The 22,381-nt window shown below is 54.4% G+C and carries 20 protein-coding genes; 12 read left to right on the forward strand and 8 right to left on the reverse strand.

Annotated features, from left to right (window positions below; translation table 11 throughout):
* The first annotated feature begins 11 nt into the window (after nt 1-11).
* From K5845_RS18795 to K5845_RS18825, 7 genes are all read left to right on the forward strand, one after another.
* Entirely contained in the window at nt 12-395 is a 384-nt protein-coding gene (locus K5845_RS18795) for a hypothetical protein (RefSeq protein WP_287959684.1), read from the forward strand.
* A 501-nt stretch (nt 396-896) separates the two neighbouring features.
* A complete protein-coding gene (locus K5845_RS18800; protein WP_287959685.1) occupies nt 897-2,684 on the forward strand; it encodes an ABC transporter ATP-binding protein in 1,788 nt (595 codons plus the stop codon).
* A gap of 19 nt (nt 2,685-2,703) precedes the next feature.
* Complete coding sequence (locus tag K5845_RS18805; protein WP_287959686.1) at nt 2,704-3,504, forward strand: sulfotransferase domain-containing protein; 801 nt, start codon at nt 2,704-2,706, stop codon at nt 3,502-3,504.
* A gap of 55 nt (nt 3,505-3,559) precedes the next feature.
* Nucleotides 3,560-4,732 (forward strand): hypothetical protein, encoded by a 1,173-nt coding sequence (locus K5845_RS18810; RefSeq protein ID WP_287959687.1) that lies wholly within the window; start codon nt 3,560-3,562, stop codon nt 4,730-4,732.
* Between the two features lie 22 nt (nt 4,733-4,754).
* On the forward strand, nt 4,755-5,450 hold the full coding sequence (locus K5845_RS18815) for a class I SAM-dependent methyltransferase (protein ID WP_287959688.1): 696 nt from the start codon (nt 4,755-4,757) through the stop codon (nt 5,448-5,450).
* A gap of 3 nt (nt 5,451-5,453) precedes the next feature.
* A complete protein-coding gene (locus K5845_RS18820) occupies nt 5,454-6,377 on the forward strand; it encodes a glycosyltransferase family 2 protein (RefSeq protein ID WP_287959689.1) in 924 nt (307 codons plus the stop codon).
* A gap of 71 nt (nt 6,378-6,448) precedes the next feature.
* Nucleotides 6,449-7,357, forward strand: coding sequence for a sulfotransferase (locus K5845_RS18825; RefSeq protein WP_287959690.1), 909 nt, complete (start codon nt 6,449-6,451; stop codon nt 7,355-7,357).
* Nucleotides 7,358-7,415: 58 nt separating this feature from the next.
* Here the strand turns inward: K5845_RS18825 and K5845_RS18830 are convergent, their stop codons facing one another.
* Entirely contained in the window at nt 7,416-7,808 is a 393-nt protein-coding gene (locus K5845_RS18830; RefSeq protein ID WP_287959695.1) for a sulfotransferase, read from the reverse strand.
* An 825-nt stretch (nt 7,809-8,633) separates the two neighbouring features.
* On the opposite strand from K5845_RS18830, the gene K5845_RS18835 reads away from it, so the two are divergent.
* Genes K5845_RS18835 through K5845_RS18855 form a run of 5 tightly spaced genes read left to right on the forward strand, consistent with a single transcriptional unit; the run spans nt 8,634 to nt 13,894 of the window.
* Nucleotides 8,634-9,740 (forward strand): glycosyltransferase, encoded by a 1,107-nt coding sequence (locus tag K5845_RS18835; protein ID WP_287959691.1) that lies wholly within the window; start codon nt 8,634-8,636, stop codon nt 9,738-9,740.
* The gene (locus K5845_RS18840; protein ID WP_046478554.1) at nt 9,737-10,708 is read left to right on the forward strand and encodes a glycosyltransferase family 2 protein; all 972 of its coding nucleotides are present in this window, start codon (nt 9,737-9,739) and stop codon (nt 10,706-10,708) included. Before K5845_RS18835 ends, K5845_RS18840 begins: the two co-directional genes overlap by 4 nt.
* Nucleotides 10,705-11,673, forward strand: a complete 969-nt coding sequence (locus tag K5845_RS18845) for a glycosyltransferase family 2 protein (protein WP_046478555.1) — start codon at nt 10,705-10,707, stop codon at nt 11,671-11,673. Before K5845_RS18840 ends, K5845_RS18845 begins: the two co-directional genes overlap by 4 nt.
* A gap of 2 nt (nt 11,674-11,675) precedes the next feature.
* Complete coding sequence (locus K5845_RS18850) at nt 11,676-12,794, forward strand: glycosyltransferase family 4 protein (RefSeq protein ID WP_287959692.1); 1,119 nt, start codon at nt 11,676-11,678, stop codon at nt 12,792-12,794.
* Nucleotides 12,791-13,894: a glycosyltransferase family 4 protein gene (locus K5845_RS18855; protein WP_046478556.1), complete on the forward strand. Its 1,104-nt coding sequence runs from the start codon at nt 12,791-12,793 to the stop codon at nt 13,892-13,894. Before K5845_RS18850 ends, K5845_RS18855 begins: the two co-directional genes overlap by 4 nt.
* 28 nt (nt 13,895-13,922) lie before the next feature.
* Here K5845_RS18855 and K5845_RS18860 read toward each other — a convergent pair whose 3' ends face one another.
* The 7 genes from K5845_RS18860 to K5845_RS18890 form a co-directional block, all read right to left on the reverse strand.
* Nucleotides 13,923-15,071, reverse strand: a complete 1,149-nt coding sequence (locus tag K5845_RS18860) for a GGDEF domain-containing protein (protein ID WP_046478557.1) — start codon at nt 15,069-15,071, stop codon at nt 13,923-13,925.
* 746 nt (nt 15,072-15,817) lie between these two features.
* A complete protein-coding gene (locus K5845_RS18865; RefSeq protein ID WP_099547403.1) occupies nt 15,818-16,396 on the reverse strand; it encodes an AAA family ATPase in 579 nt (192 codons plus the stop codon).
* Nucleotides 16,393-17,295 carry an aminoglycoside 3-N-acetyltransferase gene (gene aac(3) / locus K5845_RS18870; protein ID WP_099547404.1) on the reverse strand — a complete coding sequence of 301 codons (903 nt, stop codon included), beginning with the start codon at nt 17,293-17,295 and terminating at the stop codon, nt 16,393-16,395. Before aac(3) ends, K5845_RS18865 begins: the two co-directional genes overlap by 4 nt.
* Nucleotides 17,296-17,523: 228 nt before the next feature.
* A complete protein-coding gene (locus tag K5845_RS18875; protein WP_078527637.1) occupies nt 17,524-18,879 on the reverse strand; it encodes an IS1380-like element IS1247 family transposase in 1,356 nt (451 codons plus the stop codon).
* A gap of 114 nt (nt 18,880-18,993) precedes the next feature.
* Nucleotides 18,994-20,607 (reverse strand): AAA family ATPase, encoded by a 1,614-nt coding sequence (locus tag K5845_RS18880; protein ID WP_099547405.1) that lies wholly within the window; start codon nt 20,605-20,607, stop codon nt 18,994-18,996.
* Between the two features lie 72 nt (nt 20,608-20,679).
* Nucleotides 20,680-21,519 carry a hypothetical protein gene (locus K5845_RS18885; RefSeq protein WP_099547406.1) on the reverse strand — a complete coding sequence of 280 codons (840 nt, stop codon included), beginning with the start codon at nt 21,517-21,519 and terminating at the stop codon, nt 20,680-20,682.
* A 40-nt stretch (nt 21,520-21,559) separates the two neighbouring features.
* Nucleotides 21,560-22,317, reverse strand: a protein-coding gene (locus K5845_RS18890; protein ID WP_099547418.1) for an IS5 family transposase whose coding sequence is annotated in 2 segments (ribosomal slippage) — nt 21,560-21,996 and nt 21,996-22,317 — 759 coding nt in all. Because the reading frame shifts where the segments join, the coding sequence is not laid out codon by codon here.
* Nucleotides 22,318-22,381: the final 64 nt, after the last annotated feature.

The raw sequence follows: 22,381 nt of genomic DNA on the forward strand, positions 1-22,381 counted from the left end.
CGGAGGAATATATGGTCAAGCAACTCTTGGCAGTGCTCGCTCTCGCCGTCATCACGGTCGCGCCGCTGCAGGCTCATGAGGACGAGCACCATAAGAGCAAGCACGGAGGAGTGATGGTTGAGAGTGGCCACCATCACCTTGAAGTCGTCGCCAAAGATGGAACGCTAGAAATTCATGTCATTGGCGAGGATGGCAAGCCGGAGGATGTTACCGGAGCCAAAGCGAAGGCGACTATCTTGTCAGATGGCAAGAAGGTTGATGTTCCGCTCTCTTCGGCATCAGATGGTGTGCTGAAAGGGGCCGGTGCGTTCAAAGCGTCTAAAGGCGCCACTATCATCGTGACGCTAGCAATGGATGGCCACAAACCGGAGCAGGCACGCGTCAAGCTCGATTAGGTTGATGGGGGCGGTGGCGTGCGTCGCCGCTTCTCACCTCAGCAAAGAGTTCTACTGGCTCTTGGATTTCGAAAGTGCGCTAAACACAGCCGAAACCAAATCAAGTAGTAATTGTACTGTTGAGTAACGTGGCCGTGACAGAAAGAGGGCGTGGGTAGTGCCGCTGAGCGGTGTTCAGCCCCGGGAGGAGCACATCGATAACGGTGCCGGCGGCTAGGTCTGCCTTTCTCATCATTGTTGGCAATTGCACGCCATGGTTCCACCCGTGATCGCTCGATGAGCTGATGCGGGCAGCCTGATCCGTTGGTTGGGGCGCAGATGCGGAATTGTGTCGGAATTTGGGTGGTGACTCACGCTGCGACTTTTTGGAGCGCGGGATAGGGAACCGTTGGCTCCGAGCGCACTTATGGGCCAAATTTGCGCACCGTGTCGCGTTATGATGTGCCTAAAGCGGTGCTGAGTGATATATAGCGCGGATGCTTGGGGAGCCCACGGGTTTGCATGCGAGAGACAATTTCCAAACTAAGCGATCTTCTTGACCGGCGCGAAAAGTGGCAGGCGTTGCTATTGCTTGTGCTGATGCTCGCTTTGGGATTGGTCGAAATGGTGGGGGTTGCGTCAATCCTCCCGTTGATCGCAGTTCTTTCGGATCCGAGCATTATTCAAACGAACCCCTATCTTCGCTGGGCGTATGAGGCGCTCGGGTTTTCTAGCGTAAACAGCTTTCTTATCGTCCTCGCTGCGTTGGTTTTTCTCGTCATTGTCGTGCGCACGGGGGTCACTGCTGTTACGAGTTATGGAGTGCTGCGCTACGCACAAATGCGGAGCCATGCCCTGAGCGTGAAGTTACTCACGTCTTACCTTCGCCGTCCCTACGCGTGGTTTCTGAACCGCCATAGCGCGGACATGGGCAAGTCGGTGCTCTCTGAGGTCGAACAGGTTGTCAACGAAAGCTTGATGCCGTGTTTGCAGCTCGTATCCCGGCTCATCATTACCCTTTTCATAACCGGCTTGGTCGTGGTTATCGAACCTGTCGTTGCTATTGGCGTGCTGGTTGGCGTCTCGTTGGCTTACGGTCTCGTGTTCCTGGCGGTTAGTACGTATCTACGCCGTCTGGGGAAGGAACGCGTGGCGGCTAACCGTGCACGGTATCAGATCGCGCAGGAAGTGTTGGGGGGCGTCAAGGAAGTTAAGATCGGAGGGCTTGAGCCGGGCTACGTGCGCCGCTTTTCAAAGGCGTCGCAGCATTTCGCACGTCTTAGAAGCCGTTTTCAGCTGGTGCGTGAAGTTCCGCGACATCTGTTGGAGTTGGTGGCAATCGGTGGTGTTCTTGTTGTCATTCTCGTGCTGCTCTTTCGCGCTGATGGCAACCTCAAGACTGCATTGCCAATTATCGCGCTTTATGCCTTTGCGGGATTGCGACTTTTGCCGGCTGTTCAGACGATCTATCAGAGCTTGGTGGCATTGCGTTTTGGCGGCCCTGCGTTGGATGCACTACACCGAGAGCTTTGCGAGGCTGATGGTCAAGCATCGGATTGGACTAATGTGGTTCCGCTGCCTTTGCGAAGCCAGATCGAGCTTGATCATGTAGACTTTTCCTATCCACAGGCCGGGCGACCTGCGCTCAGGGACGTTTCGCTCAGAATACCCGTTCACACGTCTGTCGGGATTGTTGGAGAGACGGGGGCTGGGAAGTCGACGCTCGTTGATATCATCCTCGGTCTGCTTGAACCGCAAAATGGGCGATTGCGCGTGGATGACGTACCTATCGAGCGTTCGAACGTGAGGGCATGGCAGCGCTCCGTGGGTTATGTGCCACAGCATATATTCTTGGCGGACGAGAGCATTGCGGCCAATATCGCCTTTGGGGTTCCACTTGATAAAATTGATCAATCGGCCGTCGAGCGCGCAGCGCGGATGGCGAAATTGCATGATTTTGTCATGAGCGAGTTGCCGCACGGGTATGCGACCGAGGTTGGTGAAAGAGGGGTACGTCTTTCAGGTGGACAGCGCCAGCGTGTCGGAATCGCGCGCGCCTTGTATCACGATCCGGACGTGTTGGTTTTGGATGAGGCGACAAGTGCGCTTGATAATAGGACTGAGAAAGCAGTCATGGACGCCGTAAACAATCTGGCTCATCGCAAGACCATCATCATGATCGCCCACCGGCTGACGACTGTCAGTGGGTGCGACGCGATCTTTATGGTGGAGAGGGGAGCTGTGAGGGTTGCCGGTCAAGGGGAACTGGGTGAACTAGGGAATGCGGCCCGGGTCTTGGGAGCGACGTAAAGAGATACTGGCAAGATAGATGTTTAAAGCACTGCCACTCGATCCAGTGGTTACCATGGCAAAGCACCTTAGCGGGCGGAGCATCGTGCTATCGTACCCGAAGTGCGGTCGCACCTGGCTTTTGAATGTGTTCATGAACTACTGGTGGCGTTGCGATCAGCAAGCGGACAATCCGCTGCCGTTTGTACTGAGCACCCAGAGTGAGCCTGCAAGACGCTTTGCTCGTTCTACAGGGATTAATTTCACACATGGCGGTAAGCTGGGCGCGATGAGGGCCGGTGCGCGGCCCTCTATAAGGGCGACTGACCTTCGAGCCCTAAAAACAACTCTGCTGGTTCGAAACCCTGTCAGCGTTATTGTCAGCTACTATCACCATCTTCGTCGCCCTTCGAAATCCGTTAAATTTGACGGAGGATTTGCGGATTTTGCACTTGGGCCTTGGGGTGCGGAGGCACTCGCTCGATACTACAACGATGTTATGCCGCCACTGCTGCGCAACCCGAGAGCTCAAGTGGTGCGTTACGAGCAGTTGCATTCTGCTTCATCCGGCCGTGAGGAAGCCTTCGAGACATTGCTTTCGCATCATTTTGGAAAGATTGATGTTTCGGCGCTTCTCTGGGCAATAAAATCCTGCGAGCCAGACCAACTTCGTTCCAGATCAAGAGAAACTGGCCCGTCGCGAGTTCGAAAGGCGAAGATTGTTCCGGATGACGAGATGTTGACCGATGACCTTGCCCAGAGAGTGCATTGGATCATGAACTCGTCCCTAAAAGCAGAAGTGTTTTCTGTCGTATATCCGGAAGGGTGCAATTACCTTTGACGTTAATCTACGAGGGCACGGCGCAAGCGAGTTATGAAGACGGGGCACGTCGAACGTGAAAATTATTCTACACATCGGCCAGTCAAAGACCGGGACGTCGGCGATTCAAGATTTTCTGACGCGCCATCGAAAGCAATTAGCAGAAAGAGGAATTCTCTATCCTTCGCCCCGTGTCCACGGACTCCCCATCGATTTCGGGAATCATAATCCCTTAGCGGACTCTCTGGCTGGTGTTGTTCGGTATCCCTATCTGACGGCCGACGAGTATTTCTCTCAATTTTTTGCTAGCGCCAGGCGAATAAACGCGAAGATGATGATAATTAGCGCCGAGCATTTTTTTGGAGGGCAGCCACGTCCGTGGAATGTTTCGTCTGAAGCTGAGTATTTTTTAAGATATAGACAGAAAGTCGAATCTCTTTGTCGTCATTTGAAGGGGCATGAAGTCTCAATAGTTGTTTATTTGCGTCCTCAGGTCGATTGGATTTCTTCGAATATTTCACAGACGATTGCCGTTGGTGGTGTGGTCCATCAAAGCAACATATTTGTTGACGATCGGTCTTACTATGAAAAGTACAAATTTTTACTAAAGTATTGCGATAAGTTGGATATTTGGTCGGACGTTTGTCAGCCGAGGCAATTTGCTGTTGTTCCCTATGTTCGAAACAAGTTGTTTGAGAATAGCAGCGTTTCTGACTTCCTTTTTAGGTGTGGCCTGAGCGATATGTTCCGTGACATGCGTGTTTCAGAGGTGTCGGCAAATGAATCATTGTCTCGTGAGTATCTTGAGATAAAAAAAGATCTTAATTCTATTCCTCGGAGTCACTCTGAGGCGAGGGCGATCGTTCATTGCCTGAAGAAATTATCAAGGCGGAGTAATCTGGGTACAACCTACCGGCTTGATCCAGAGGTGGTGGTGGATTTGGAAAGCTACGTAGCGGAGGATAACCTTCGACTATCTCGGACTTACTTAAATGGACAAGAGTTGTTTGTGGCGAAGGCTGCTTATCGCGGCGGTGAGTTGAAGCCGTTGGGGGATGCGACACTGGCTAGAGCTAGGTCAGCATTTGACAGAGAGTACCGTCGCCCAAGTACTCGGCTGCTCGCATTTCGACATACGATCCTTGAATTTTTGCGGAAGCGCGTACCGCCTGCGCATGCAGCCCTCCATCAAGTAAAAAGGTTTAGACGTCGTTTGATGGGCAAGCGTGTCTCGGCACGTTCTTCATAATCATTTGAAATAGCGAATTGTTATGACCGATAAAATCCATCGAGTGCCACGTTTGTGGTCAAATAGGGAATTGCGGAAGTTTGCTCCCATTTTTAAAGGAATGAGTATCGTTAATGTAAGCGCGTGGCGTGATGAGGACAAAGAGGGAGGTACCTATCGCAACTATTTTTCGGGTGCCTCAGAGTATAGTGTCACGAATTTCGACGCCGACAAGCGCGGGTTCCAAGGGGGCGATGGTGAGATTTTTCTAAATCTAGAAAAATCTCTTCCAAGCGAATTGCAATCCCGATTTGATGTTGTTTTTAATCATACAACTTTAGAGCACGTTTACGAATTTCGCACGGCGTTTCGAAATCTGTGCGATATGTCTAAGGATGTGGTCATAGTGGTGGTTCCGTTTCTGCAGCAAATGCATGCAGACTACGGGGATTACTGGCGTTTCACACCGCAAGCGTTGCACCGCATGTTCGAAGACGAGGGCTTTGAGGTCGCTCATCTTTCGTTCAACAACGATTTTCAGTCTTCAGTTTACGTGTTTTGCATAGCAACCAAGAATCCTGATCAGTGGCGTTCTCATTTTTCATTCAGTCCAAACTACGCGGACGCTTCGTTTTCGCATCTGCCGGAGCCTTTTGCAGGGAGTAACGCTGTCCACTCTAATTGGAGGACTGCTCTACAAGGCTGGTTGATCAGCCGCAGGGCTAAGCGGGCGCGATAAGCTGTGTCGGATTTTCCCCTTATCACAATTGGTATCACTTGCCATAACGCGGCCGAAACGATCGCGCGGGCGGCGAAAAGCGCGTTGGCACAGAATTGGCCTAACGTCGAGGTTATCATCGTGGACGACTGCTCCACGGACGGATCGTGGCAAATTCTAGAGGCGTTGGCGCAAGGTGAATCTAATATCAAAGTACTGAGGCACGAGGCTAACAAAGGCTATCCGGGCGCGCTAAATACGATCGTCAATGCAGCGCGCGGCGAATTCGTCGCCATTTTTGATGATGACGACGACAACGCTCCTGACCGGCTCAAGGCCCAGTATGAGCGGATTATAGCTTATGAACACGAGCAGGGTGCAAAGCTCGTCTTTTGCTATTCTAACCGCAACGTCGTAAAAAGCGGGCAAACTGCTCCAGATCATGTGGCGCTGGCTATCGGACGCCGCCCGCCGGAACCTTATGGATACTTAGTTGCCGATTTTATACTCGATATTTCTACAACGAGCGATTATTGTTGGGGTATGTTTGGAAGTTGTACGCTAATGGCGCGACGATGTTCGTTTTTAAGGGTTGGCCCGTTTGACCAAAAGTTCCGACGATGCGCAGAATGGGATATGGCTGTGCGTGCAGCCTTTATAGGTGCGCATTTTATTGCCGTCGATCGCCCTCTGATTACCCAATACAAAACAAAAAGCGCAGATAAATCTGGGTCAGTACCACTTAAGTATTCTCTAATGCTACGTGAGAAAAACCGGGATTATCTTACTAGACGCGGGCTCTATTTTTCATCGCGCGCACTTGCACGCTCAAACTTCCATGGAAGCAAGGGGAGAATGTGGATGAGCCGGGCTTATCGAGTTTGGGCTATTTTACTTGGCCCGTCTCTTTTCTGGAAAATAACGAGTGCCGGTCGCCTGAAGATCTGACCCGTGCAATGGCCAGCGTAAGTTGATGCCAGTGCACCTTGGTGTCTAAATTTGGATTTGCTATAGCCCAGATGAAGTATCTTGTTCATATCGGTTACCCAAAAGCTGCAAGCACATGGCTGCAGACACATCTTTTCTCTGGGACAATTCCCTCAATGCGTCCTTTGCTTGCCAGCGGGAAAAAGAACCGCTCCTACGTGAAGTCCGGCGGCGGAATGTTTTACGATCACGATGATTTTGGGTGTTTTCTGAATGTGTTTAATTTTAATGCGGTCGATGTCCGAAAAAAGATAAAATCGTTAACCGATCCGGCCGCGCAGGTGACGGTGTTATCCAATGAAGGTTGGTGTGGGCACCCGTTTGCCGGGGGGGTTACGGGAAAGGCTTTTTCAGATCGAATTTACGCAGTGCTGCCTGAGGCAACGATACTGATAATTGTGCGTAATCAGTTGGATATGATCGTGTCGGCCTATCTTCACTTTTTGACGCAGGAGGGGGGGAATCTTACGCTCGACGAATTTATTCGTCCTGTAAAATGGTTTCACCGCCCATCTTTTACGCTTAGCCATTTGAATTACATGAATGTCATCAGATATTATGACGAATTATTCGGTCGCGATCGTGTTGTGGTTGTGCCGTTCGAGCTTATTACTAAATCCACAGAATCTTTTGTTGAGCCCATTTTTGCGGCGTTAGATCTAACGGCTCCTGAGAGCTTTTCGTCTCGGCCGGAGAATGCTCGAAATGTCAGTCATGCTATTGCAATCAGTCTAATGCCGAGACTCAATTCAGGTCATCCAGCCGTGCAGGCGGCATTTGAGAGCGGAGGGAAGCTTTTGTCCGGGCGCTTTGTTAAGCGCCGTAAAGTGGAAATGATTCGCTTTCTTGATGGCGTTCTTGGCGAATACTATAAGGAGGATAATAGAAAATTACAAGAAAGAACTGGGTACGACTTGGAATCATTAAAATACGTAGTTTAGTATGCTATTATTTCCGTTGTGTGTGGCCTGTGTTGAGCGCAATGTGGTAAGGTTGTTCTTATTGGGCAGAGATTGCATTTTTTCTCGATAGCTGTTTTCTCATTCCGTTTTTAGATAGTGTGTATCCGTACTTCTTCAGGGTATTTGAGGTGAGGCTGGTTGCGGTGTACCAGGAGAGGAAATTTACCTGTTCCAGGTATTTGGTGTTGGGTTTTATTTCTGAGGCGCTGAATCGCATGTTGTTTCCGGAGATGTTGTGATGTTCTCGGGTTGAGAACTGTATTTGCTGCGGATTAAACTTTTCTCCGCAAAATTCCATTATTTTTCTTAATTCGTTCTCCGGATTTGCGACGAAATCTTCGTATCGTATGCGCAGCAGCCGGTGCGGGTGTTTGCGCATAATTTCCGCGATTTTGTCTTGAATAAAATTCCAGCCGCGCACATGGTTTATGTAATTTCCCGTTTTTTTTGTATAAACTCAAAGCTACGGCGCGTGGGTCCCTTATAAGATGGATAACATGAACGTCGAGACCGGGCGTGGATAATAAGGTTTCAAGGCGAGGGATTGATTTTGTGCTTTCGGCATAGATTGATCGATTGGTAGCTGAAAGAATATCAGAAATAGCGTCTTTCGTCAGTGATGGCTCTTTCGGAGTCAGGAGATCTTCGGGAGTGCTGATGCCGCGACTGGACCAAAGTTTGAGGATTTTACTCCAGTAAGCGCAATCGGAAAAATTTCGGCCGCATGTGCATGGTAGAGACGTATCGTGTCCGAAAAGCAAGTTAAGAGATTTTTTTGTTACCTCTCCGACACTCTCTACATTGGGGTGCGATCCAATGACCATGTCCAGTAGCGTTGACCCGCTATGGCCACGGCCCGCGATATAAATAACTTTTTGTGACATTGGGCCCCCTTTTGCTTCGCTTAGCATATTGGGGACGGTTGCGTATATCAATGCGGTGCGATGAACATCCAACGGTCTCATCAAGCGCTTTCCAGCGAGAGAATAGGCCGCTCGGGGACACTAGCGTATGGTAGAAGTACGTCCGTAAAGCTTTGCGCTGTCACTTTCATGCGCATGAGGGTGCTCACGAACGTGATGATGGATTGCGATGTCTCGCCGTTGCTACTTTCTGTGTGGCACTGCAGTCCTAGCCGGCGAGCCCATACTTCCTGCCACTTCTGCCTTCGATAAACATCAGTAAATCGTTGGATTGATGTTGTTTTTGTGCTTTTTGAACGAAGCGGAAAACGTCATGGTCATAGGGGAGGGGGATGGTCGTTGCGCTCTACTTCTATGGGCTGAGCAATGCCGGTGGGGCGGAGCGGATGATTTGCCAGCTTGCCAATGCGCTGGATTTGCGCGGTTTCACAGTCCACCTCGTGTCGTGGGACGCTGAGGGGGCGCAGACGTTTTATCCACTTCGGTCCAGTGTTAGTTGGCATCGCCTTGGATTTCGCCCAGGAGCGAGGGACAAATTGCGCCGGACGCGGGCCCTCGCGTCCGTGTTGCGCAAAGCCGGTGCGCGGGCGCTGGTTGGTTTCGTGATGAGTGGCGACAAAACCGTTTACGCTGCGGCTAAGTTATCCGGTGTGCGGCTGATCGCGGCCGAGCGTAACAGTCCTTCGATGTATCGGCTGCGCTACAGTGCATTGCAACGGCGGATCAGCTTCGCGTCCCTGCGTTTGTGTGATCGCATTGCGGTTCAATTCAAAGACTACATGGCCGGTTATCCCGCCAGTTTGCGTCGTCGCATGGAGGTGATCGGTAATCCGGTCGGATCTGCTGACACTTTGGCGCGTCCTGGTGTGTCAAGTGCAGATGGACGTTACACGCTGTTGGCGGCAGGCCGGCTTGATCCTTTGCAGAAACGCTTCGATCATCTCGTGCAAGCGTTTGCTGCGATCGCCGAGCGGCATCGTGATTGGGACTTACGCATTGTCGGAGGCGGGCCGCAGGAGGACGAACTCCGGAAGCTGATCAGGGAACACAGCTTGCAGGACCGCGTGAAGTTGGAAGCGACCACGCTCGATATCTTTCAGGCTTATTCTGAAGCGCACCTGTTCGCTATTCCATCGTTGTGGGAGGGGTTCCCGAACGTTTTGGCAGAGGCCATGAGCCATGGACTGCCGGCCGTCGGATATCGCGGTGCTGATGGCGTCGCTCAGCTCATAGAAGACGGTGCTTCCGGTTGGCTGGCAGAAGGGCTCCACGACCCGCAAATGCTGGCTGTGGAGCTTTCGCGCGCCATGGGGGACGCCAGTGAGCGGGTGCGTCGCGGTAGCAAGGCAGGCCTTGCTATGGCCGCTTATTCGCCAGAAATTCAGTATGACAGGTGGGAGAACCTGATCCGGACGTGTCTGGATGGGGAGAGAGTATGACGCAGCAGCCCTTGGTGACATGTGGCGTTACGGCTTTTAACGCTGCCGAGACGATTGAGCGGGCCTTGATGTCGGTCCTGGCGCAGACGTGGCGGCCGCTGGAGGTTGTCGTCGTCGATGACGCGTCTGACGATGATACGGTGCATGTCCTTGAAAACTTTGCGAAGGTCCATCCAGAAGTGCGGGTGTTCCGGCTCGAAGAAAACGGCGGTGTTGCTGTCGCGCGTAACCGTATCCTCGCTGAGGCCCGTGGGGAATTTGTTGCGTTCTTCGATGACGATGACGAAAGCCTTCCGGAGCGTTTAGCAATTCAGATTGAGCGCATCGTCGATTACGAACGTGATTTTGCTGATGGTGCGCCCGTCATTTGTCATGCCGCTCGGCGCGTTCTTTATCCCGATGGCACGGAAAAAATCGCAGGCACGATGGGAGAGGTAGAGGGCGCTTTAGCTCCCTCCGGTAAGCCTGTCGCCCATCGTATCTTGATGGGTACGCCGCTAAAGAATGGGTATGGTGCTTGCGCAACCTGTAGCCAGTGCGCGCGGCTCTCCACATATCGTCATATTGGGGGGTTCGATCCGGTTTTGCGGAGGAGTGAGGATACGGATTTTAATGTGCGTTTGGCGCTGAGTGGGGGGCATTTCGTCGGTGTCGCACGGCCGCTTATTGAGCAAACGATGACGGCGACGTCAGATAAGTCTCTTGCGGCAGAATATGAGAACTTGCTTCGGATTATTGAAAAGCATCGGCAAGTGATCGAAGAGCAGGGCCAATATGAATTCTGCCGGTCCTGGATGTCTGCCAAGCAGGCTTGGCTCGAACGACGTTATTTGACGTTTGGCTGGGCTATGTCTTGGCTAGCTCTTACGCGTCCGGTGCTTACGAGCCAGCGGTTTATGCAGGCCGTTCCGCACGTTGGTCTCAATGTGGCGTTTCGCCAATTTCATAGCGCGCGGCACCCGCAATGACGGCGGCAGTTCACGACGACGGCTTGGTGACGATCGGGCTGACTTGCTACAATGCGGCGGATACGATCGAGCGGGCCCTGACGAGTGCTTTCGTGCAGGATTGGCCCAATGTCGAAATCCTGATTGTTGATGATGCTTCGACAGACAATTCCGCCGAAGTTGTTGCGCGTGTGATCGATGGCAGGCCAAATGCGCGTCTTATCCGTCATGAGACGAATGCGGGGCCGGCGGCAGCCCGGAACACGTTGCTCAGTGCGGCGAAGGGCTCGTTCTTGGTTTTTTTTGACGATGATGACGAAGCACTTCCAGAGCGTGTTCGGCAACAAATTGATTATCTGCGGGATTATGAGCAGCGAACAGGTGCTTCACTTGTAGCCTGCTATGCATCCGGCAAGCGGCGATACTCCAGTGGATATGAAATGCAGCTGGCTGCCATTGGTTCGCGCGGGGATGTTGCACCTCATGGGCGAGGTGTTGCTGACTACTTACTGCTTTACCGGAAAGAAACTGGTTGGTTTTTTGGAACCGGCACACCCTCGTGTTCGCTGCTGGCTCGGCGTAGCACGTTTGAAGCAGTTGGCGGTTTTGATGCAGGTTTACGCCGCGTTGAAGACGTCGATTTTGCGGTGCGGCTGGCGTTGAAGGGCGGGCATTTCATTGGCACGGCAGAGCCTTTGTTTGTGCAGCATTCCACTAGCGCGCAAGATAAGTCGCCGGAGCGGAACCTTGAATCAGAGCTGATGCTGGTGGGAAAGCACCGGCCGTATCTAGAGTCCATCGGTCGGTATCATTACGCGGCGAACTGGCCGAAGCTTCGCTATTGGCATTTCAAGCGTCGGTACGGGAGATTTATCGTTCAGTTTTTGAATGTGCTTCTTCGTCATCCCCTCACGGCTTCCCGTCATCTTCTTTCAACGGGGCCGCGACGTTTGCTTCATGAATACCGTATCAAGCGAGGGGGATAAACGTGCGGTTATTGTTTGCCGCGCGCGCCATTGACCGGATGGCCGGTGGTGTCGAGCGCATGATCATTACGATCATGAATGCGATGGTTGCCCGTGGACACGACGTAGAATTGATCACGTGGGACGTTGAAGGAGCAAAGGCCTTCTACGCGATGGATCCCCGGATTGTCTGGCATCGACTGAACATCGGCGATCCCATGGTCAAGGCTGATTTGTCCATGGTTGTTAAAAGGGCCACCACCGTGCGTGCTCTTTTAAGCAAGCGGCGGCCAGACGTTATTGTCGCGTTCCAAGACGGGCCTTTTCGCGCCTTGTGGTCCTATTGCATAGGACTTGGAATTCCCGTGATTGCTGCTGAGCGAAATGCGCCTACGCGTTTTGAGCACACCCGGCAAGGAGCAAGACGAAGTTTCATCGTATTCAATGCGTTTCGTTTTGCAAAATCAGTTGTTGTTCAATGCGAAGGGTATCGTCACGGTTATCCGTCTTATCTGCATAAACATATCGTCACGATTCCCAATCCTGTGCCTCCTGCAGTGCTTAGGGCTCAACCTGAGTGTGCTGATAAAGCAGGTCGATATCGGGTGCTCTCGGTTGGACGGTTGAGCTATCAGAAAAACCCTGAATGTCTGATTGATGCGTTTGGGCAGGTTGCCGACGGGTTCCCTAAATGGGATTTGGTTATTCTAGGTGATGGTGAGCTGCGCGAGAAACTGGAAGACAAAATTGCGGCCTTAAGTCTATCAGATCGCATTCTCTTGCCCGGGACCGTGTCGGATCCCAATCCACACTATGCAAACGCCCACCTTTTTTGTCTCGCTTCACGCTGGGAAGGATTTCCCAATGCGCTGGCGGAAGCACAAGCTCATGGTCTTCCTGCTATCGGGTTTGCAGATTGCGCAGGCACGAACGAACTTATTGATACTAAAAAAAATGGGCTGTTGGCTCAGGGAAATGGAGATTGTGCCAGCTTGGCTTCGGCGCTTGCCACGCTGATGAGAGATCCTTCGTTGCGGTCCAGGATGGGTTCTTCGGCGCGTGATTTGACAGAGACTTTTGCGCCGGATGGCATCATGGACCGTTGGGAGAGTTTGTTTGCGAGGAGTGCTAAGCGCCAATGAAGCTCTTCGCTATCAAAGGATTGGATAGGCCCGGTGGTGGAGCAGAGCGCGTGCTCGTCGACGTCGCAAACGGCTTGACGGCCCGCGGGCACAACGTTGGTATCATCTCATATGATCGTCCCTCTCAGGGCTCGTTCTATGAGCTTGATCCCCGTATCGAATGGGTGCGACTGGGGCTCGGACGTATCGATGAACCCTCTACGATGGGAGAAACTCTGGCGCGTATTAGAGCTCTCCGACGTACGATTCTGTCGCTTGATCCGGCAGTTGTGGTTGGTTTTTTACACAGCATGTTTGTCCCGCTTGGTGTTTCGCTTGTTGGCACGCGTATCCCGTTGATTGCGAGTGAGCACAGCGCACCAGCCCACTATGATACGCGGCCGATGCAGCGCGTCTTGGTGCAATTCACGCCATGGTTGGCCCGGCAGATGACAGTGGTCTCCGATCAGATTCTTTCTCAGTATTCTGAGAAGGACCGTCGACACATCACGGTTATTCCCAACCCTGTACAGCTGAATATTACGGCGCGTGCTGACGTTGTTGGGGAGGCGAGCAAGCGCAAAATTCTGCTGTCTGTGGGACGATTGGTTCCGCAGAAAGATCACCGCACTTTGATCGCGGCGTTTGCGAAGATTGCGTCGGATGTGCCTGACTGGGATCTGCGCATTGTTGGCGAGGGCGAGCTACGCTCGGATCTGGAAAAGCAGATCCATGAACTGAATTTGGGCCAGCGCGTACAATTGCCTGGGGCTACTGACAAGATTTATGTCGAGTATGAGAATGCGCAGTTGTTTGCGCTTTCGTCGCTTTATGAAAGCTTGGGACTTGTCGTGATCGAGGCTCTGGCTCACGGATTGCCATCCGTGGGTTTTGCTGATTGTCCCGGTGTTAATGACCTCATCAAGCCTGGCCTCAACGGTGCGTTGGTTTCGGGGAAAGACAGAGTTGGTGCGTTCGCGGAGGTTCTGCGTTCGCTCATGCAAGATAGCGATACACGTGTTCGTTTGGTCGCGCCGTCAACGGCAGTTCCTGAGGAATGCGACATTGAGCGTGTGGTGGATCGGTGGGAAGTGCTGCTCGAAAAATATGGCCGCCGATGAGTGAGCTTCCGGATGTAGCCGATGTCAATTAAGCAGCGACGCTTTCCGTTCTGTTGCGCCCGTTGTTTTTAGCGCGGTAGAGGCCGGTATCGGCTTGCTTCATCAGTTTGTCGATGTCGACACAGGAAACCGTTGATGAGTGAACGAGGCCGGCGCTCATCGTAACTTTGAACAGCCTCGCATCGTGTGTGATGACAGTTTTTTCTACCGCTCGGCGTATGCGCTCCGTCGCCTCTAAGGCCGCACGTGGTGATATGTCCGGCAGTATGACGGCGAATTCTTCTCCACCTATGCGCGCTACAAAATCCGTGGGACGAAGATTCTTTGTGCAGATTTCAGCGCATGTGCGTAGAGCCGCGTCGCCTGCTGCATGACCGTATTGATCATTGATGCGTTTAAAGTAGTCGATGTCAAAAAATATCACGGCGAGATTTGTGCTGGCTCCACTGTCCAGATGTTCCTGCAGTCTTGCTTCGAATGCACGGCGATTATGGATGCCGGTTAGCGGGTCTCGTAGTGCGGCATCACGTAGTTCCCTTGTGCTGCGTTCATAAGCGATTGAAAGGGCAAAGGCGCCGCTCGCCGTAGTGTGAAACAAGGCTACGAAGAGGTGGATCTGGAGCCAAGCGTCCTGCGGGAGGTAGCTCGTTAGGCCATTGCTTGTCAGAATGCCCTGACCGACACGTGCGGAGAACGATACTGCGATCAAGCCGTAAGCCAGCATAAGTCCGTAGCGTGATGGCAAGCCATCACCTCTATCACGCCAGAATTCGTAGGCGATCACGATAGTTTGGATGGCAAGGATGATATTTACGGCGATGTAGGTGGTGCGATATGCGAATATTGCCGGTAACGCAAACAAACCCAACGTCAGAACCGTAGGCACGATAATCACTGCAAGGGGGCTTGGACGGCCGCTAAACTGGCGTGCGGCCTGCCAACGTAGACCGTACCCCAGAACAAGCAGACAGTTGGCCAATATCATCGGCAGGAGCGATTGCCCGCCGAGTGCGATCATGAATAGAATTACGGCGAGGGCGAGCGTCATGTTGGCGGAACTCCAGGAGCTCCAGTAGACTTCTTGAGGGTGGCTTTCCCACGCTGCGAGGAACGCAAACGCAGTTACGATCAGAATGACCGCGTTGGCTCCAAACAATGTGAACGGATCCGCATCCATTTTCTTCGAATCTTATCTTTCGTCTCTGAGCAGCGGCGTCAATTGGGGGAAGAGATCACGAGTTTCTAATATTTCTTTGAGGTTGAGAACGGCTTCGAGCCCACCTCCTACAAAGCGGCAGGACGTCGGTACTTTCGACTAGCCTGGTCTGAAACGGATCATGGCCCTGCGCTTTGCAAAAGGCCGCGACAGCCTGTTTCTCGACGTCCATGAGATTGGGGAAGATAGATCGGTGTTTCCCGGCCTCTGCCAACCGATCCTCGGAGATCAATAGACTGATGCTGGGCGAGTAGGCCCGTCCGCCATTCGCGCAGTTGCAGCGAGTTCGCGCTTTGCCCGGATCGCAGACATTGCGCATTGGCTGTATATTCGTGGAAGTGGAAAGCGCCGAGAAAGGCCGCCACATTATAGAGTAGTGGCGGGCCGAAGCCGACGAAACAGAGAACTACACCTACGCTATACCCCTCCAAAATGAAACCTGAAAATCACATTTAACTACTTGAAGCAATGAGGATTTTTATCCTGCGATTCGTACAAATCCTCATCCACCATGCGGAGCGTCGGTTGGCGACAGGCAGCCTATGGCGCTCTGCCGCGCCCCCATCACTCCGCAGGCGCAACAGCGCCGGAATCCATCGGGAGACTGCAGCCAGCATGCGGTTCCGATCTCATGAGGCCGAAGCCACAGTCCGCTGCACTCACGCCGATCATCCGGGGGGTGACAGACGGCCCCGTTTACGTCGCCGTCATTCCGAGGGTCGATCCAGACTGCTCGAGGCGGCGACTCCGGCGGCGTTCATCCTGTCGAGCACGATAGTGGCAAGCGTATGAGGGTCGTGAGTGCCGCTGTCGAGAACCAGGGTGCCATCCGGCAGACGCTCCCGTGCCGACAGGCAGCGTTCCATCTGCGTCAGGCGCCACTGGCGTATCTCGCGATTGCGGGCAGGATCGGGGTGCATCACCTGCCGCTCGATGCGGTCGCGCAAAAGATCGGCGTCGAGATCGAGAAACACATGGAGCAGCTGATCGCCGATGCGCCGGGCGCCACCCAATAGCTCATCCAGATAGTCCGGCCGGACCACTGTCATCGGCACGACAATGTCCTGCGGGTAATGTCTGCGAAGCTCCGCCAGCGCGGCGATAGTCAGGGCTCTCCAGAGAGGCAGATCCTGATAGTCACCGCTGGCCGCAGGCGGGACCGTCGCCTTCACGACAAAGCCGATCTCCTCGGGGTCGAACATCAGCAGGTCCGGTTTCCGCAGGCGGAGCCGGTCGGCAAGCGTGGTCTTTCCAGCTCCGAAAGGTCCGTTCAGCCAGAGGATCATGGCGTGCCTCCGCTCTCACCGCCTGCCTCGCCATTCCCGGGACCACGAGAAATACTGACGCCTCCCGGCAGCCGCCGGGCGGGCACGGCTGGTTGGTGGCCAAAGCGCTGCTCCAGGTAGGTCACGCCGAACGCGACGATCTCGCGGGCCTCGAACAGATGGCAATGCGCCTCTGCCACCCGGCCTTCGCGATGGCGGCCCAGGTCCACATAGGCCTTGGCGATCGTTTCGACCGCATCGGGTTGGCCTTCAATGGCAAAGCAGTCGAGGATGCCATTGCTGTCGAAGTCCTCGACTTTCACCCACACAGTCCCGCCGTCCGGGCCACGCAGCGGCATCTCATAGGTCACCCGACGCTTGCCGGGAATGTCCGCGATCGCCTCGGCATAGTGCAGGACAGTGACCGCATCGAGCGGAGCGCCCAGCAGCAGGACTCTGCCACCGAGATGAACAAAACGCTCCAAGGGCGAACCGCGCCCCAGAGCCTGACCCAGCGGATGCTGCTTGGTCAGTTCCCGCGCACGGGCGCCGAGCGCAACCATGGAGGCGTCGGGATGTGCGCTGCGCTGCGCACCGGGAGTGTCGGCGAGGACCTGGTTGAGCAGGCCGAAGCCGCGGTAGGTGCCGGCCGTGTCCGGATCGAAAGCGGGCCACGCGCGGCGCTTCTCCTCGTTGAGGTGCGCGCCGTTCAGGGTCTCTTCGTAAGGGGAGCGGTCCCACGAGGCATAACCCATCAGGGTGCCTGTCGGGCCCACAGCCTCAAGCAGCGCAGCGACGAGACCTGCCGCCCCTCCCTCGACAGGACCCAGTGCCTTCAGCGACGCATGCACCATCAACAGGTCGCCGGGCCGGACGCCCATCCGGTGAAGGTCAGCGATGACCGAGGCTCTGCTCTTCATGTTTCAGCCTGCATTCCCCAAGTGGCGTGTCGTTTGAGGTGAAGATCGCCTGTATCCGAGCGCTAGACAAGGATTTTCTGCCGCAAGCGGCACCTGCGGTCGCGCAGACTGCTGGATCTGGACGGATCAGACCGCGAAGCCGCTGTTTCCTTGCCCAGGGGCGGCGTTTTTCAGCGCAGCGGACAGATCTGTCCAGCCGCTTTCGTTCAGTTTGAGCGTGGATCGCGATCATGCGCATAGCGGTGGCGCTCGCAATCGGCGGATAGCGGCGAGGATGGCGCGTACCATCGTGCCGGTGACAGCGACCTCGGCCAGCTGGAAGGTGATGGTGCGGGCGTGACGGACCACACGTGCCCCGATCTTGATCAGCTTCAGTTGCAGGCTGGTCAACGACCAGTCGGCCATGGCCTCGGGCAGCTCGATGCAGTGCAAGAAGGTGGCCAGGTTGTACGCCAGGGCGTGCAGTTGCAGCCGCACCTCATTGTCGCGGAACTTCCGGCACGACAGCCGCGTCCAGCGAAAGGCGTATTTGCCCTCTTTGATGTGCTGCTCGGCGGTGCCGCGCTGGTTGTAGAACCGCACCACCCAGTCCGGCTCCATCGGCAGGTTGGTGACGATGAAGCCGACACGCGGGAACAGTTCGCCCGGATGCCATTCGATCTTGGCGATCACCCGGCGTTCCTTGTCCCAGGACGCCGCCTGATACTCGAATTCCTCGAAGAACCGCTTGACCTTGGTCAGTGACGGCCGCCCGACAGGGCGCGTTAGCCGATGCGCGATCTTGTCCTTGAGGACCGCGTTTGCGGGCAGCCGGATGGCGTAGAAGAACCGCGCTTCTTCCAATCGCTCATAGATCGCCGGGATCGCGTAGGCAGCATCGGCCCGGAAGAACCTGCCACCAAGGTCGCGCTCCGCGTAGCGCGCAATGACGGGGTCGAGAACATCACGCCAGCCATCGGCGCTGTGGACGTTGCCATGGCGCAGGGCGCAGCGTTCCAGCATCCCGAACTGGTTGAACAGAAAGTTGGGGTGATAGCAGCTACAGTCGAAATGGCCATTCCAGGCGGACCCTTCCTGGTCGCCATGGGTCGGGCTGACCGAGCTGTCCATGTCCAGAACGATGTACTTCAGCCCGTTACGGTCATGGAACCGGTCGATCCATTGCCCGTTCAGGTCGGCCAGCGCGGCACGGTTCCCGGCCAGAGCCAGCGTCTCGGTCTCGAACCGTCCCATCTGCGATGCCGAGGCCGCTTGTGCATCGACCGCTCTGCCGCCGACAACTTGGCGCATGACCGGATCGCAGGCGAGACGGTTGGCGTCGTTGACATCCTCGTATCCGGCCAGCCGCCCAAAGACTGATTGCCGGAACAGGCCGTCGAGCCGATGGACCGTGTTCTTGCCAGAGCGAGTATCGCGCAGCGCCGCTGACGCCAAATCGGACAACCCGAGCGCGTCATCAAGCTCGCGCATCACCAGAAGGCCGCCGTCGGAACTGAGCTGCGTGCCGCGAAATTCCAGCCGCACGCGAGGGTCGAAATCCACCCGATCTGCCCGTTGCAAGCCCGCACCCTCTGGGTGATCCATGAAACGCGCCCCTCGCAGCCTTCAACACCATGTTTTATATAGGAAATATAATGGTCAGGACAGCGAAATCAGCGCCTTACTTGGGAAATGTGGGACAAAAACCTCTGTAGATGATCATGCAGCGTCAATGTCAGATTTGAGAGTCCCGAACAGTGCCTGAAGTTCGACGAGGGCTTCGGGATCGTCCATCAGCATTTTTCGCACGGAGTTTTCGTACTGGGTTCTCCCTTGAAAACCGAGCTTGATTGCGATCTCGCGAAGGGCCGGCGTCTCACGCACAGGATATTTCGCGATTATCATGCTGAGATCGCCATCGTCGCATGCTTGTGTTAGGCGCGCGACCTCTTCCGCAACAACTGTTGGTACATCAATCGTAATCTCAATCGGCTGCGCTTCCGCGATATCTGAGCGCTTCGGCAGTTTGCTCATCAACTGCTGCCGAACAGACGCTTCTATCACCCGCTCAGAGAGACGTTGAATGTGTGATCGAACAGCGTTGATCGCCGCAACCTTAGCCTGCTCAAGCAATTGGTTCGTATCTGCCCCTGTCATCTCGTTTTGACGAGCCGCAAGGCGTTCAAGAACCAAGGTGTTATAATAAATGGACTCAACAGCGAAGACAGATACCGCGTAAACACCTTTTGCTTTTAGTTCGGCAATTGTCTCTTCCGGTCGACGGTCGTTATCTACAATTCCAAACGCTCTCAGCCAGTGCAGTTCATGCGCGTCCCTGATGCTGGATACTGCATGCTCAACATCGCGGCAGGTGGACTTGGGGATCACCGACACCTGAGGAAATAGAAGACTATAGAGAGGCAGGTCTAAGCTGGCTTCGGTGCCTTCGATGAAGAGCAGCTTTCGGCGGTTGCCGAGAACGTCCTGCTTCAACTGATCATCAATCTCACCGTCCGCGTCCAGCAGGTCGGCATCCCAATTCACGACATTCGACTCTCGGTACGTGCAGCCACGGATCAGGAGTGTTCTAGCTTCGCGATTATCTAGAGGAAGCATCACATCGTGCGTGGAGATGACAAACGCGCAATCTACCCGTTTTGAGAAAAGTAGTGTTAGCAGCGGTGATATGATTGACCGATGCAGGTGCCGCTCTGGTTCATCAATGAATAGGATTGATCCAGGCTTGCACGTTAGGACGTTTGCTGCGATCAGAAGCGCGTTTCGCTCCCCATCCGAGAGTTCGGATATACTATATTTCGTTCCCCCGTTTCGTGATGCCATGACCTGTTCGGATTCTTGAACGGATATCTCCACAGGGATGTTCGAGAGGCGGAGAAGTTCATTTATGATCTTGATGGGGGCGTCTTTCTTCGACAGCGCCAACGCAAGATCCATATCCTTGTCGTCTACAGCTCCCGCTATTGAACGCGCCCTTACATTTTCAGCGTCAATTAGGTCATATATTGCGACGCTCGCTCTCTGTGCAGAATAGTCATCCTTCCAGCGCGAATGTGGGTTCGCATCATCATTTAAAATATACGTCTCTGTATTCTTCTTTTCATGCGCTGAAAGGGTTAGAGCATTTGATTGAAACCAAGTCTGGCGATGCGCTGAAATTCGTCGGCCATTTTTCCGATGTTGAGAGTAGAATTGTTGGAGTAAACTGGATTTACCTGTGCCATTCGCTCCAAGCACATATAATGCCTGCCCAACGTCGACACTGAAGTTAATTGCTTCCCCAAGCGGCAAAGGCACAGAAAAATCGAACGCCATCTTGCAACACCCCCAGCTTCAAATCGCTACCATCTAGGATAGCTCTCGACAAACTTATCCATCGATTTTCATCTAGTGTCCGAGGATGGTCTGCATCTTGCTTTGCAACGTAGCAGCTAGAGCACCGCGCCCTTCGGCATTGTTAAGGTAACGGACATGGCGAAGGTGCCGCAGATCGAACGGAATGTCGTGCTCGCTCTGCGTGATGAGAATCACCTCACGCCCAAGCGTGTGCGCAATGCCCGCCTCATAGAACACGTTTGGGTTTCTGCCGGTGCAGTCGCATACGACGACGCGCGAACGGTCGATGAGGGAGACCACGTCCTGAATGATTGCCGGGTTCTCCCAAATGTCGTCCGCCCGCCTGCAACGAAGGCCAGCATTGCCAGCGCCAAGTTGGATGGCAGCATAAACATCATTGAAGCCCGCATCGAACGGCATCATCACTGATGCTAAGGCAGGCTCGATGTTTTCATGTTCGGGGATTTGAAACACGGCCGGGCGCTGGCGGCGGGGGCGCACGTTGCGGAGTAAGAATCTATAGAGGTCAACGTCCTTCACCGCCCAGTGATTTCGTGAAAACTCGAATTCGTGGGGCATGTGCAACTCTGCACGGTTCGCGTGAATCATGCTGTTCTGAAGCGGTGGCACCTCCGCGTCGAAGCCGACTTCAAGAGACACATCCCTGCCGACAATGCGCGCACGGTTGATCTGACCGATATAAGCGGTTTCGTCGGTCGTGCCTTCTTCGCAGAACAAGCACGGCAAAGCGGTGAGACGATCTAGAAGAGGGTTGCCGCCTTCGCGAAACTGCTCGGTGATGTGGTCATCCGTGTATTCAAACATCCGCCCCATAGGGACGGTGACTCTGCCCGAGGGCCAATCGACGTTGAACATCAAGAGATTAAACATTGCTCCCCCAAGCAATTTGGAATGGGCCTAGGCTCAGGACTCATAGCCAAAAGAGCACTGTAGCGGCGAGGGCTATGGCGGAGAGGAAGACGTTCGGGCACCGATCATAACGCGTGGCAACGCGTCGCCAGTCTTTCAGACGACCGAACATGATTTCGATGCGGTTGCGTCGTTTGTATCTGCGCTTGTCATACCGGATGGGCTCGGTGCGGGTTTTACGTCCGGGGATGCAAGGTGTGATCCCCTTGGCTTCCAAGGCGTCCCTGAACCAATCCGCGTCATAGCCCCTATCGCCCAGCAGCCACTGGGCTCGGGGTAGACTATCCAGAAGAGCCGCCGCGCCGGTGTAGTCGCTGACCTGACCAGCCGTCACAAACAGGCTAATGGGGCGTCCATTCGCATCGGTGACGGCGTGCAGCTTGGTATTCATCCCGCCTTTGGTCCGTCCGATCAGTCGCCCGAGGCCCCCTTTTTTACCCGCAGGCTCGAAGCCGTACGGTGCGCCTTTAGATAGGTGGCATCGATCATGACGGTCCGGCGCTCGGCCTGTGCGCCAGACAGGCCCTCCATCATCCGAACGAAGACGCCAGCCTCGCTCCACCGCTTCCAGCGATTGTAGAGCGTCTTGTGAGGCCCGTAGGCTGGCGGCGCATCGCGCCAGCGCAGGCCGTTGCGGTTGACGAAGATGATCCCGCTCAACACCCGTCTATCATCCACCCGAGGTTTGCCGTGGCTCTTAGGGAAATAGGGCTCCAGCCGAGCCATCTGCTCGTCCGTCAGCCAATAAAGATCGCTCATAATCCAGACTCCTCAGGAGCCTGAATCAGATCGCACGCCGCAATTCAATGGGTCCTGAGCCTAG

This window comes from Filomicrobium sp. (assembly GCF_025698805.1).
Lineage (GTDB): Bacteria > Pseudomonadota > Alphaproteobacteria > Rhizobiales > Hyphomicrobiaceae > Filomicrobium > Filomicrobium insigne.

Coding starts and splice junctions, on each gene's coding strand:
- K5845_RS18825 (WP_287959690.1), top strand. CDS start 6,449: ATGAAGTATCTTGTTCATATCGGTTACCCAAAAGCTGCAAGCACATGG.
- K5845_RS18815 (WP_287959688.1), top strand. CDS start 4,755: ATGACCGATAAAATCCATCGAGTGCCACGTTTGTGGTCAAATAGGGAA.
- K5845_RS18855 (WP_046478556.1), top strand. CDS start 12,791: ATGAAGCTCTTCGCTATCAAAGGATTGGATAGGCCCGGTGGTGGAGCA.
- K5845_RS18800 (WP_287959685.1), top strand. CDS start 897: ATGCGAGAGACAATTTCCAAACTAAGCGATCTTCTTGACCGGCGCGAA.
- K5845_RS18880 (WP_099547405.1), bottom strand. CDS start 20,607: ATGGCGTTCGATTTTTCTGTGCCTTTGCCGCTTGGGGAAGCAATTAAC.
- K5845_RS18835 (WP_287959691.1), top strand. CDS start 8,634: ATGGTCGTTGCGCTCTACTTCTATGGGCTGAGCAATGCCGGTGGGGCG.
- K5845_RS18845 (WP_046478555.1), top strand. CDS start 10,705: ATGACGGCGGCAGTTCACGACGACGGCTTGGTGACGATCGGGCTGACT.
- K5845_RS18865 (WP_099547403.1), bottom strand. CDS start 16,396: ATGATCCTCTGGCTGAACGGACCTTTCGGAGCTGGAAAGACCACGCTT.
- K5845_RS18860 (WP_046478557.1), bottom strand. CDS start 15,071: ATGGATGCGGATCCGTTCACATTGTTTGGAGCCAACGCGGTCATTCTG.
- K5845_RS18795 (WP_287959684.1), top strand. CDS start 12: ATGGTCAAGCAACTCTTGGCAGTGCTCGCTCTCGCCGTCATCACGGTC.
- K5845_RS18875 (WP_078527637.1), bottom strand. CDS start 18,879: ATGGATCACCCAGAGGGTGCGGGCTTGCAACGGGCAGATCGGGTGGAT.
- K5845_RS18885 (WP_099547406.1), bottom strand. CDS start 21,519: ATGTTTAATCTCTTGATGTTCAACGTCGATTGGCCCTCGGGCAGAGTC.
- K5845_RS18805 (WP_287959686.1), top strand. CDS start 2,704: ATGTTTAAAGCACTGCCACTCGATCCAGTGGTTACCATGGCAAAGCAC.
- K5845_RS18840 (WP_046478554.1), top strand. CDS start 9,737: ATGACGCAGCAGCCCTTGGTGACATGTGGCGTTACGGCTTTTAACGCT.